At 68.3% G+C, this 12,584-nt stretch carries 9 protein-coding genes; 5 read left to right on the top strand and 4 right to left on the bottom strand.

Going from position 1 to position 12,584, the window contains the following annotated elements:
* The first annotated feature begins 147 nt into the window (after positions 1-147).
* A complete protein-coding gene (locus JK358_RS24970; protein WP_201951232.1) occupies positions 148-1,461 on the top strand; it encodes a citrate synthase in 1,314 nt (437 codons plus the stop codon).
* A gap of 223 nt (positions 1,462-1,684) precedes the next feature.
* On the top strand, positions 1,685-2,890 hold the full coding sequence (locus JK358_RS24965) for a GNAT family N-acetyltransferase (protein ID WP_201951222.1): 1,206 nt from the start codon (positions 1,685-1,687) through the stop codon (positions 2,888-2,890).
* Between the two features lie 39 nt (positions 2,891-2,929).
* On the opposite strand, the gene JK358_RS24960 is transcribed toward JK358_RS24965, so the two are convergent.
* Positions 2,930-4,582, bottom strand: a complete 1,653-nt coding sequence (locus tag JK358_RS24960; protein WP_201951219.1) for a hypothetical protein — start codon at positions 4,580-4,582, stop codon at positions 2,930-2,932.
* Between the two features lie 202 nt (positions 4,583-4,784).
* Here JK358_RS24960 and JK358_RS24955 point away from each other — a divergent pair, with 202 nt between their 5' ends.
* Complete coding sequence (locus JK358_RS24955; RefSeq protein WP_232851794.1) at positions 4,785-5,195, top strand: YccF domain-containing protein; 411 nt, start codon at positions 4,785-4,787, stop codon at positions 5,193-5,195.
* A gap of 3 nt (positions 5,196-5,198) precedes the next feature.
* On the opposite strand, the gene JK358_RS24950 is transcribed toward JK358_RS24955, so the two are convergent.
* Positions 5,199-5,636, bottom strand: a complete 438-nt coding sequence (locus tag JK358_RS24950) for an Rv0880 family HTH-type transcriptional regulator (RefSeq protein ID WP_307817715.1) — start codon at positions 5,634-5,636, stop codon at positions 5,199-5,201.
* A gap of 168 nt (positions 5,637-5,804) precedes the next feature.
* Here JK358_RS24950 and JK358_RS24945 point away from each other — a divergent pair, with 168 nt between their 5' ends.
* The gene (locus JK358_RS24945; protein ID WP_201951215.1) at positions 5,805-6,053 is read left to right on the top strand and encodes a DUF2530 domain-containing protein; all 249 of its coding nucleotides are present in this window, start codon (positions 5,805-5,807) and stop codon (positions 6,051-6,053) included.
* A 79-nt stretch (positions 6,054-6,132) separates the two neighbouring features.
* On the opposite strand, the gene JK358_RS24940 is transcribed toward JK358_RS24945, so the two are convergent.
* Positions 6,133-8,208, bottom strand: coding sequence for a neutral/alkaline ceramidase (locus JK358_RS24940; RefSeq protein ID WP_201951204.1), 2,076 nt, complete (start codon positions 8,206-8,208; stop codon positions 6,133-6,135).
* A 127-nt stretch (positions 8,209-8,335) separates the two neighbouring features.
* On the opposite strand from JK358_RS24940, the gene JK358_RS24935 reads away from it, so the two are divergent.
* Positions 8,336-8,950, top strand: coding sequence for a TetR/AcrR family transcriptional regulator (locus JK358_RS24935; protein WP_232851793.1), 615 nt, complete (start codon positions 8,336-8,338; stop codon positions 8,948-8,950).
* Between the two features lie 65 nt (positions 8,951-9,015).
* Here JK358_RS24935 and JK358_RS39435 read toward each other — a convergent pair whose 3' ends face one another.
* Entirely contained in the window at positions 9,016-12,495 is a 3,480-nt protein-coding gene (locus tag JK358_RS39435) for a sacsin N-terminal ATP-binding-like domain-containing protein (protein WP_232851792.1), read from the bottom strand.
* Positions 12,496-12,584: the final 89 nt, after the last annotated feature.

Raw genomic sequence — 12,584 nt, 5'->3', positions numbered from 1 at the left:
CCTCACCTCGTTGTCATGTGACTGTGAGGTAGCAAACGCCGACCCTCATTAGTGGGGCCAACCGGACAGCGACTAGCCTTCAGGCAAGCGCACCGTACGCCGACCGCGTCCTGTGCCTACGGTTTCAAGCCTGAGAGGGATCCTTCCGTGCCCGCTGAGAACATCATCAACGTCGACGACGACGCCAAGCCGGTCTTGTCGTACCCCGGCGGCGAGTACCCGATGACCGTTGCCAAGGCTTCCGAGGGCAATGACGGAATCGACCTGGGCAAGCTGCTCGCCAGCACCGGGTACGTGACCTACGACCCCGGCTTCATGAACACCGCGTCGACCAAGTCGGCGATCACCTACATCGACGGTGAAGCGGGCATCCTGCGCTACCGCGGCTACCCGATCGAGCAGCTGGCGGAGAAGTCGACCTTCATCGAGGTCTCCTACCTGCTCATCTACGGCGAGCTGCCGACCCAGGCCCAGCTCGACGACTTCACCAACCGGATCCGCCGGCACACCCTGCTGCACGAGGATCTGAAGCGGTTCTTCGACGGCTTCCCGCGCAACGCGCACCCGATGCCGGTGCTGTCCTCCGCGGTGAACGCGCTGTCCGCGTACTACCAGGACTCGCTGGACCCGCGCGATCCCGAGCAGGTCGAGCTGTCCACCATCCGACTGCTGGCCAAGCTGCCCACCATCGCGGCCTACGCCTACAAGAAGTCGGTCGGCCAGCCGTTCCTGTACCCGGACAACTCGCTGAGCCTGGTCGAGAACTTCCTGCGCATGACCTTCGGCTTCCCGGCCGAGCCGTACGAGGTCGACCCCGAGGTCGCCGCGGCGCTGGACATGCTGCTCATCCTGCACGCCGACCACGAGCAGAACTGCTCCACTTCGACTGTGCGCCTTGTCGGTTCGTCCGACGCCAACCTGTTCACCTCCGTCTCCGGCGGCATCAACGCGCTCTGGGGCCCGCTGCACGGCGGCGCGAACCAGGCCGTGCTCGAGATGCTCGACGACATCAAGGCGCAGGGCGGCGACGTCAAGGAGTTCGTGCGCAAGGTCAAGAACAAGGAAGACGGCGTGAAGCTCATGGGCTTCGGGCACCGCGTCTACCGCAACTACGACCCGCGCGCCATGCTGGTCAAGAAGGTCGCCGACTCGATCCTGTCGAAGATCGGCGGCGACGACCAGCTGCTCGACATCGCCAAGGCCCTCGAAGAGGCCGCGCTCACCGACGATTACTTCATCGAGCGTCGCCTGTACCCGAACGTCGACTTCTACACCGGCGTCATCTACCGGGCCATGGGCTTCCCCACCCGCATGTTCACCGTGCTCTTCGCCATGGGCCGCCTGCCGGGCTGGATCGCCCACTGGCGCGAAATGCACCGCGAGCCGCTGAAGATCGGCCGCCCGCGCCAGATCTACACCGGCTACGAAGCCCGCGACTACAACGGCATCCAGACCCGCTGATCGCGAAACCACGAAACCCGCTCTCTCGCAATGCGAGAGAGCGGGTTTTTCGATGCGGGGGTTCGGGGCATTAGCGGTTCATAAGCGATTCATCAGCGCCCCTCGGCATAGTGATCGGTGTGAAGGTCACCTGCCACGGAGGGGGTGACAGGTGGCCTTCACTGGCGACTCGCCCGGAATATTCAGATGCGGAACACGGCGCGTCCGTGGCATCGTCCGGGGCATGGCTATGAATGGCATCACCGTGCGCTCGGCCACCAAGGACGACTGGTCCCAGATCGTGAACCTGGCGGAAACCGCCTTCGGTACACGCTACGACCAGCCCGAGAAAGATCACATCCCCGATCTGTTTCCCATCGAACGCGCGATCGTCGCGGTCGACGGCGCTCGGGTCGTCGGCCACACCGTCGACCGCACCATGACCGTCACCGTCCCGGGTGACAACACCGTGCAGGCCGCGGGCGTCTCCTCGGTCACCGTCGCCCCCACCCACCGGCGGCGCGGCATCCTGCGTGCCCTCTACACCGCTCAGCACGAGCGCACCGAAGCCGAGGGCGTCCCGTTGACCATGTTCACCGCCAGCGAGGGCACCATCTACGGCCGCTTCGGCTACAGCACCTCCATCTATTCCAACGAGGTCGAGATCGACCCGCGCCGCGCCGAATTCCGGCCCGGCACACCGGATCCCGGCGGGGTGAGCATCGCGACCCTGGACGAGGCCAAGCCGCACATCCGCGAGGTCTACGACCGGTGGCGGCGGCTCACCCCCGGCGGGCAGGTCCGCCCGGACGCCAACTGGAACATCTGGTTCGGCGATCCGGAACGCTATCGCGACGGCGCGACCACCCTGTTCGTGCTCACCCATCCCGACGGTTACGTGCTGTACCGGCGGCAGTGGAAGGACGAGGGCGAGAACCTGTTGCGCGTGGACGAATTCCGCGCCGTCACCGCCGAGGCGCACATCGCGCTGTGGCGGGTGCTGCTCAGCATGGATCTGGTGACCAAGGTGGAAGCCGATATCGCCGACGACGATCCGCTGCCCTATCTGGTGACCAACCCGCGCCTGGTGAAGTTCACGCACCGCTACGACAGCCTGTGGACGCGTGTCATGGACGTTCCGGCCGCGCTCACCGCCCGGAGCTACCGTTCTGACCTGGATGTGGTTGTGGCCGTGGATGATCCGTTCCGGAACGCGGGCGGCAGCTTCGCCCTGCGGGTGCGCGACGGCGTGGCCGCATGCGAGCGCACCGACCGCGCCGCCGATCTGGAACTCGGCATCGACGTGCTCGGCGGCCTGTACTTCGGCGGGCATCGGGCCCGGAACTTCGCCGCCGCCAACCGGATCCAGGTGAAGGACGCGGCCACGCTGCGCGCCTTCGACGACGCCTTCGCCACCGAACGCGACCCGGAACTGGGCTGGTTCTTCTGACAGCGCGCCCGCGCCGTTCACCGGAACGGCGCGGGGGTATTACTTTTCGGAGATCTTGACCCGGAACGGCCCGGAGATGCTGTTGAACAGCAGGTCGCCGTTCGGGAAGGCCTCGCATTGCGAGTAGGACGCATTACCGCGGTTGGTGCGACCGAAAATGGTGCGGTGCACGGTTTCTCCGGTGTGCCAGTCCATGCCGGTGACCTCCCACCCGTCTGCCGGGTAGTAGCCGTTGACGAAAACCGTTCCCGTGGTGGTGGATACGCCGGGCACCATGGACCCGGACATCACGTCACCCCGCTCCCACACCGAATTCCACCGGTGGGCAATGGGATCCCATTCGAATCGCTGCACGCCGTACGCGGGCGCGGACACCGGGCCGATGGCCAGCAGATCGACCAGCCGGTCCTGGGAGCTCGCCGCGCCGACATCCTGCACCACGAACGCGCCGTAACCCTGCACCGTCACCGACTGCTCGGACTGGATGAACTCGGGCAGCGGCTCGCGCAGCCCGGCGGTCACCGGGATCTGCCCCGCGATACGCGGCGATCGCGCGCCTTCCACCGGCTGCGCATAGTCGGGAATCTCGTTGCGCCAGAACGCGACCAGCTTCATGTGGTCGGCGCCGTCGGTGAGCACCACCAGTTCGTCGTCACCCCAGCCCATCAGCGCCGGAGTGGACCCGGTGCCGATCCCGAACTTCACACTCGGCGGCTGCCGCCCGTAGTCGTAGGGCGCGGCCCACGCCCCGTCCGCGGTGTCGGTGGACAGCTCCCCGTCCTTCCACACAACCTTGCGCATGACCTTGTCGGAGGCGAAGTAGATGCCGCCGAACGGGTCGATGGCCATGGAGTTCGAGACGGTCTCGTTGTCGGAGACCCGCAGGCGTTCCGGATCGCCGCGCAGGCTCCGCTCAAGCACGTAGAGCGAGCGCGAACCCAGCACCACCAGGTGCCCGTCGTAGGTCATGCCGACCCCGACGATGATCTCCGGGGTGCCGAGCGTGGTCGGACTGTCGGTGAGCAGCGGCACGAAGTCGCGGCGGGCCAGGATCTCGATGCCGTCCTCGGGCCGATTCTTGTTCTTCAGGCCGAAGACGAACAGTTCGGCGCGCTGGTTGACGTAGTAGAGCCGGTTGTCCTTGTCGACCACGCTGTAGATGCCGTTGCCGATGCGCTCGGAGTCGACGCCGTTCCAGTTCTGCCGGATGGCGTCGGAGATCTGCCCGGTGTCGGTGTACTGCCCGTCGACGACCCGATCCAAGGCCTGCGTCGAAATCGGTTGTACGCCCGGGGTATCCAGGGACGCGACCTGGCGGAAGCCGCCGCCGGAGACATCGACGTAGCGCGGGCCGGAGGTGGAGGAGACCCAGCGGTGGTCCGGGGAGGTCGAGGCCAGGGTCATGACGTTCACGGGACCGCCCGGCACCCTGGGCATCTGCGCGGGATCGATGTGAAAAGTGCCGCGCGGCACGGGATCCGGGAAGCTGTCGGTGTTCGCGGGGTCGATGTGGGTGACGGAGTACTTGTCCGCCGCCAGATAGGGATTGCGGGCGGGACCCGCGCCCGCGTCGATCGGGATGGTGGTCGGGGTGGGCGCGGAATCGGAGTCGTCGCCGCAGGCCGTGAGCGCACCCGCGGCCAGTGCCAGTGCGGTCGCGCCCGCTCGCAGTCGCATTCGATTGCCCACCATGTGCTCCCGCCTTCCACCACGTCCATGAAAATCAGTAAGAGCTGCGTAGTGCCGCAATAGCGTGACGTTAGCAGTGATCGAATTCGCAGCGGGACGCTGAACAGGGCGTTTCACGATGCCGTACCCGCACTGTGCGGTATTCACACCGACCGGTCACTCGGCGTTGGTGGTCGCCGAGCGGCCGGGCTGGCATGCTGGAAATATGAGCGCGATCCGGTTGGTCCTGAACGTCCTGTGGCTCGTGCTGGCCGGATTCTGGATGGCGATCGGATACGTGATCGCCGGAATCATCTGCTGCATCCTGATCGTCACCATCCCGTTCGGAATCGCGTCGTTCCGGATCGCCGGCTATGTGCTGTGGCCCTTCGGCCGCGAAGCGGTGGAGAAACCCACCGCCGGCGCGGGGTCGCTGATCGGCAACATCATCTGGGTGATCGTCGCCGGCTGGTGGCTGGCACTGGGACATCTCACCACCAGCATCGCCCTGGCCATCACGATCATCGGCCTCCCCTTCGCCTGGGCGAACCTCAAGCTCATCCCGATCTCACTGTTCCCCCTGGGCCGCGAAATCGTCCCCAGCGACCGCGCTTTCGGCCAGCGCGTGCCAGCCTGATCGTCACTCCGACTCGTCGACGATCTGCTTCATGATGCCGACGGCCTCGTTCAGCACCTTCAGCTGATCGGGGCGCAGGGTGGCGAGCTGCTCGGTCATCCACGCTTCGCGGGCGTGGGTCTCGTCGGCGATGAGGGCGCGCCCGGCCTCCGACAGCGACACGATGATCTGCCTGCCGTCGGTGGGGTGCGGCTTGCGCTCCACCAGATCCAGGTCGGACAGCGAGGCGATGACCCGGGTCATGGACGGCGGCTGCACCCGCTCCTTGGCGGCCAGCGCGCCCGGCGTCATGGCGCCGTCCCGATTCAGGGTCGCGAGCGCCGACAGCTGGGTCAGCGAAATCTGGGCATCGGCGCGCCTGCCTCGCAGATGTCGCGTCAAGCGCACCACCGCCAGTGAGAGGTCACCGGCGAGCGCTCGAATGTCGGAAGGCGTTGTCACAGAGGCAAACGATACGGGAACGTTCGCGCACGAGTCGCCTGTTCGCGCGCTCCGCCCCACACCGTCCCACCACGCAAGATCCATTTCCGCCCCAGGTGGCGAACCTACCGGTACGCAAGGCCCCGCTCATGCCCCGCATGCCGCCGGCCGACCCACTACCCTGAACCCGTGACCAATCCCGCGACTCCCCCCGTCCCGGAGATCCCGCCGCGCTTCACCGACCCGCGCCCGGTACTCGCCATCGGCAGTCTCGGCTTCCTGATCGCGACGATCGCGGTCTTCCTCAACGACGCCTGGGCCACCGCCCGCCCCGTCTGCCTGATGGGCATGGGTGTGGGCCTGCTCGCCTACTCGATCTTCGCGCTGCAACGCCGCTCGGCCCGCCGCGGCGACAAGGGCGCCCAACTCGGCCTCTGAACCGATGAGGGAGAGCCGGGTGGGAATTTCGGCATATTCCCACCCCGGCTCTCCCTGATCTCGATGGCCCGGAGTCGGGTCAGGTGATGTCGAACTCGGGGCTGGTGCCCGTGAAGGGATGCACGGTGCCGTCGGCGGCGAGCTGGTCGGCGTAGTGCTGGAAGCGGTAGCGGCCGGGGGTGGCGTCGGCGGGGATGTCCCAGGTGAAGCGGGCCGCGGAGACGTTCGCGGCGGGGCGGGACCAGTAGAACTTGACGTCCCATTCGCCCTCGTTGGCCACGCGGGTCCAGCCGGATCCGGTGGCGCGCTGGATTTCCAGGAAGGTGCCGTTGCGGCGGGTGCCGTGTTTCGGGTGGGCGGACAGGAATTCGACGGCGGCCTGCTCGCCGCGCGCGTAGGCGGGGGCGGGACCGGTGAGGACATCGCCGAAGGCGCGGCCGGGCAGCACGGCGTCCGGACCCGGGGCCGCAACGAGATTGGGCTGCGTATTCGAGAGGTCGCGGGGCGCGGGGCCGCGCGGTATCGACTGGCGGGCGGCGAAAGCCGTTGCGAGGCGGTCGAATTCCTGCTGGTAGGCGCACAACGTGTAGCGGCCGTACAGGGTTGAGCCACCCTCGTACTGCTGGGCGTCGTATTCCTCGGGGGTGGTGACGTATTGGTGGTAGGCGTTGGCGTAACCCTGCAGGAGCACATTCTCGAGCGGGACGCCCACGGCGGCGGCCACCGCCCGGCGGATGCGCAATCCCGCGACGATGGTGAATTCCGCTCCGCCACAGGCCAGATAGAGATCGCCGAGGCGAACCAGCTGAATCGGCACCACACTCGGCACCCAGGCCGCGGGCGGCATGAGGCCCAGCGGAGCGACGACCACCTTGGGCGCCTGCGCATCGGCGAGCCAGTCCGGCACGGGCTGGCTCGCGCCACCTAGCGCGTCCACGAACGGATTTCGCACACCCTCGGGGATCGGGACGCCGGGCAGACCCGGACCGTCCTCGATACTGCCCGCGATGAGCGATACTCCCGCGCAGGCCGGGGCGGTGGTGCGCGGCTGACCGTGCGGCGTCCAGCGTCCGTCCACGGCGATATTCGACAGGTCGATGTAGCAGAGCAGGCTGTCGATGCCGCCGTTCATCGGGCTCGCGGCGGCGAGAGCGGCTTTGCCCGCGTGATATTGGCGTTCGCCGATGATCCGGGTGTTGTCGAATTCGTTCTCGGTCGGACCGGAGGTGGGCGACAGGTTCAGGTTCGGTGACATGTCGCCGGAGTTGGTCTGCGCGAAGGCGGCCACGAAATCCGCGCCGTCGAGGTAGCGCACGCCGTGTTCACCGTGTTCGAAGGCGAAGGAGGCGTAGCCCTTGTTGTCGCCGCTGATGAGCCGGTTCGTGTTGCTCATGGAGGTGTTGTGGGTGGCGAACCAGGTGATGGCGCCGACCTGCCTGCCGCCTTTGCGGAACGAGAGCACGGTGACGGCCGGGTCGATGGCATTCGGGAAATGCTGTTTATCCGCTTCGGGATTGCGGTCGAAGGCGATTCGGGAGCGGTTGACGCTGGCGTCGTGCAATTCGGCGCGCCCGAGCGCGAGGGTGCCGGGCGCGAGGTCGGCGTCCGCGGCGGCGATGGCCTCGACGATGCCGTTCACCTCGGCGTCGTACACCTGCTGCTGGAAGCCGAGGATGGAGAGGTTGTAGGCGTAGTCGTGGGCCGACCCGCCGCAGGTGGCGTGCGAGTGCGTGGCGGTGAGCAGGACGTTCTGCTCGGTGTAGGTGTCGCCGAAACGCCGGGCCAGTTCCTGCATCACGCCGCGGTGCACGGATTGGAAGATCATGCCGTTGTCGGCGACCACGTAGGCGATGCGGCGCTGCGCGGTCGCGAGGACGTAGGCGCGGGCGCGGGGGCGCAGGTGGATTCCGGCGGTGTCCTGCCCGAATTGCGAATAGCCCATCATGCCGCATTCGGCGGCGGGACCGGTGATGTCGGAAATGCCCACTCCGATACGGAAATCCGATCCTTCCGCGCGCGCGGGTGTCGCGGGCACCGCGGCGGTGCTCGCGACGGCCAGTGCGGCCGTACCCGCCGCCGCGCCGGCGAGCACGGTCCGGCGCGAAACCGCCGAGCTCACGGCCGGGTCGCCCGTTGCGTTGTCAGACAGCACCATTCGCGCCTCCTCACGTCTTGTCTGGGATCGAACCACGCAACTGGACATCCGTCCAGTCTAGATTTTCGGAGCGTGCGAATTGACTGCGCGCTTACTTGACGCTTAACTCTGCGGAGTGTCCTCCCGATTGAGCGTCGAAGAACGACGGGCCCACCTTATCGAGGCAGCCATCGGCCTTGCCGAAAAAAAGGGCGTGGCAGGGGTTACCACCCGCGATGTCGCGCAGGCAGCCGGTGTTTCCCTCGGTGTGGTGCATTACTGTTTCGAAAATAAGGATCAGCTCATGACAGAGCTGGTCAAGGCCCTCTCGATGGAATTGCGCGATTCCGTCGATGCCAACGAAGCGGTTTGGCAGGACGTCGGAACTGGAAAAGAAGCGCTTCAAAAATTGGTGCGCGCCGGACTGGAACTCATGTGGCTCAACATCGAAGCCACACCGGAACGACAACTACTCACCTACGAAACCACCACCTACGCACTCCGCGAAGGTGAAACAACTCCGGCAAAACTCGCCATCGCCCGCGAGCAGTACACGTTCAACGACTCCACCGTCGCCGACATCCTCGAGCACGCCCGCGAAGCCACCGGCTGCTCGTGGAACACCTCCGTCGGCACCCTGAGCCGCTTCATGCTCGCCGCCATCGACGGCATCGTGCTGCGCTGGCTCGTCGACAACGACAGCGCCGCCGTACGCGAGCAGCTCGACGTCCTCGCCGCCATGGTCGCCACGCACTCGGCCTGAGCACCGCCTCCCCGAACCGAAAAGGCCCGCGCCGGAACAGTTCCGGCGCGGGCCTTCCGCTCTGATCAAACGAGCCGAGGCTGGGCCTGCACATGCGTGACGTCGCCGTCCTCCCACCAGGACACGGCGACCGTGCCCTCGTACGCGCCCGACAACCGCACCCGCAGATCATCGTGGACGACGAGATCGCCCGTGCGCGTGGACGAACCGAACTGCAGGCCGAGCAGGACACCGAGCGGGTCGGCGGCCCAGGTGGTTTCGCGGCCCGCGCCGACCACCTCGGCGGTGACGGCCTGCGACACCACGGGCAGATTGAGCAGATCCGCCAGATCGTGCGCGGAATCGATATCGCCCACCACCAGACGGCCGGCGGGCAGGGCCGGCCCGAAATGCGCCTCGTCCAGGACCAGGGCGTCGGCGGCGTCGATCACCGCACCGGAGATGGCGCGAACCTTGTCCGGGAGCACCACGTCCTCCACATCCAGGCGACCGGCGGCCACGGTTTCGGCAAGCAGCTGGTAGGTGAGCGAAATCGCTTCCGGGCCAGGGATTTTCGCCGGATCGGCGAGGGCGTCCAGCAGTTCCTCGGCCAGCTGCGCGTTCAGCTCCTGCGGGGCGGCGAGCACACCGCGCAGCACCGTCAGATCCGGTTCGGCGAAACCCGGGAGCTGCGGGAGCAGACCCGCCCACAGGCGATCCTCCGGATGCCGCATGAGACCCAGTGTGATGCCGTCGATATGCGCGTGATGGCGCAACCACCAGGCGGTGTAACCGTCCCGATCGGCCAGCAGGGGACGGGTGGTCTCCTCGGACAGCAGCAGCCGCAACGCTTCCGGCCATTCGGCGTCGTCCACCAGATCCAGGTCGCGCACGGCGAGCAGGTGCGGCGGATCCTCGGCCAGCGAATCCCACCAGGACTCCTCGTCGTCCAGGTGATGATCCGGGCCGGTGGGGTCCTCCTCGCCCACCAGGGTGAAGCCCCAGCCCACGCCCACGGCCCGCAGGGCCTGCGCGCCATAGCGTTCCACGGCGTCGGCGGCGATCGTGCCGAACGGCGAATCGGCCACCAGCACCCGGCTCAGCGGTGCGCCGGGCAGCAGCAGTTCATCGGCGGGCAGCAATTCGCCCGTCTCGTCCGGCAATTCGATCAGGCCGAGCCAGGAGGGCAGTTCACCCGGCGCGGCATCGGCGTGCGCGGCCAGGGCCAGCACCGAATCCACGGTATCGGGATCGGCCGGGTCGTCCTCCAGATGCGCCTGCAGCGCAGGATCATTCAGCAGATCGGCCGAGGTCGCCGGTCGCGCCCCCAACCGGCCCAGCAGCTCGTGCGCCGCCTCCGGATGCACCAGCCGCGCCCAGTGCACCGGAATCGCCGACTCCAGATGATCGTCCAGCACCGTGGTGCGCGGCCCGGTCACCGTCCGGCCGTCCGTGAGGGGTACCGCCAGCGCCCCCAGCTCCTCCACCGCCAGCGGATCGGTGACGAACGAGTCCAGTGCGTCGTACAGCGAATACCACCACTGCGGTTCCCGTTCCAGGCTCCCCGACAGCTCCGCGATCCGCGCCAGCCCGATCCGGTGCACATCCAGCACCGCCAGCGCATCGGCGAGCGCCCGGCCGGACAGTTCCGGAATCACCAGCGGACCAACCAATTCCGCCAGCAACGGCGCCAATTCGACTGTCACGCCGGTGAACACACTCACCCGCCCGGGAGCGGCGGACCAGACAGCGGACTCCGCCGCGACCGGAACGGCGCTGGTGGCCGCATGACCGCCATCGCCCGCGGTACCGGCGGCCGGCCGTGACGGCGGTCGCTGCGCCGCAGCGCCGGCGCGCTCCGCATCGCCCGCGAGAACCACATCATCAGCGCGCACCGTCTCGCCCACGCGCACCACATCGTCAGCGCGCGCCGTCTCGCCCATGCGCACCACATCATCAGCGCGCACCATCTCGTCGGCGAGCACCGGTTCACCCGGCAGGCGGCTACTCGCGCCGGGCGCCGCCGCGCCGCCGACGACCGGAAGCCACTCCCCCGCGCGCAGTTCCGCGACCAGCGCCTCACGCAGCAGCCCGTCCACCTCGCTGCGCGCGAAGCCCGGCGCGGGCACCAGCACCAGTCGATCCCGGATCGGCAGTGCCCGTGCGAATTCCGCGTACCCCGAAGCCAATTCGGCCACTCGCGCCCCGGGCAGCAGCCGCCGCCGATCGGGCTGCATCGGCACGTCCGCGATCAGTATCGCGGGCAGCGACAACTCCTCGTCCGATCGGGTCGGCGCGCGCAGCACATCCGGGCGGGCGGCCACCGCGCGCCCGTCCCGCACCGGCACCAGCCACCGGGCCCGGCCGGTCCGGTACTGCCACCAAATCTGTTCGCCCGCTTCATCACCCGTGATCCGCAGCTCCTGCAGCCCGGGAGTTCCCGTGCCCGCGAACGAACCCCGGGCCCCGGGGGCGGCGGCATCAGGCAGATGCCGGCCGCCGAGCCCCCCGGCCGTGGTCGGCTGTTCCGGCTCCGCCACGCGGCTCGCGGACGACCGCGGCGTATCCGTCTCGTCTTCGCCCATGGACAGCAGATCCAGCTGAACCACGCCGCTGTCGCCCTCGGCAGTCGATGCGGTCCTCGCGGCCGGGGTGGTCGAATCCGCGCCCGCGAGGCCCGGCGCGGCCCCCAGGTCCGCGCCCGCGAGGCCCGGCGCGGCCCCCAGGTCCGCGCCCGCCGGCGTCGATGTGGCTCCCGAATCCGGGTCCATCAGAGCCGATACGGCTCCCAGGTCCGGGTCCGGCAGGGCCGCCAGGGCCGCGTCGAGGGCGTCGGTTCGATCCGTCGCCGCCGCGCCGTGGATGTCCTCCGCGCCGAGATCCCGCACCGTGCTGACGAGTTCGTCCGCGCCGATCCGGATACGTTGCAGCACGGGCAGTTCCAGCAGCAGATCGACGGCTTCCGCCCGCATCCCGGCCAGCAGGGCGGCGGAATCCACCTCGGCCCGCAGTGTCAGCACGATCTCACTGTCGAATCCGCTCGCCGGGGCCGCGTCGAGCGGCCAGGCCAGGCGCAGTGCGGGCGGCCGGAAATCCTCGACCCCTTCCGGAATCTTGATGCCCTCGGCGCGGAGCGCCGCCCACGTCTCCTCCCGCGAGAACCGCACCGACCCACTCGCGGACCGGAATTCGACCTCATCGGAAACACTCAGCACGGCGGTGAACCCCACGCCGAACTGCCCGACCGCGGCGTCACCCGCTCCCTTCGCGGAGGCGCGCAGCGCGGTCAGCGCGTGCACGCCCGAAACATCCAGCCCCACCCCGGTATTCGCGATGTGCAGCGTATGCCCGTCCAGCCACACGGCGACGAACCCCGGAACCCCCGCTTTCGCGGCGGCGTCCGCGGCGTTCTGCGCGAGCTCGGTCAGCACCCGATCCCGGTACCCCGCCCGCACCAGATCGGCCTCGGTGGCAGCGTCCTCCCGCAACCGGGTGGGCGAATCCCGCCACGCCGCAACCACTCCCGCCCGCAGCTCAGCGGTACCGAACGGATCACCCATGCTCATCCCACACCTCTTCCGGCCGATACCACGCCGCTAGTCACAGCATCACTCGCCCCGAGACCGTACCCACCGGACCCGGCGAACCCACAGTC

The sequence above is a fragment of the Nocardia acididurans genome (assembly GCF_016741815.1).
In the GTDB taxonomy this organism is placed as follows: Bacteria; Actinomycetota; Actinomycetes; order Mycobacteriales; family Mycobacteriaceae; genus Nocardia; species Nocardia acididurans.
This window is presented reverse-complemented; position numbering and strand designations above follow the sequence as displayed.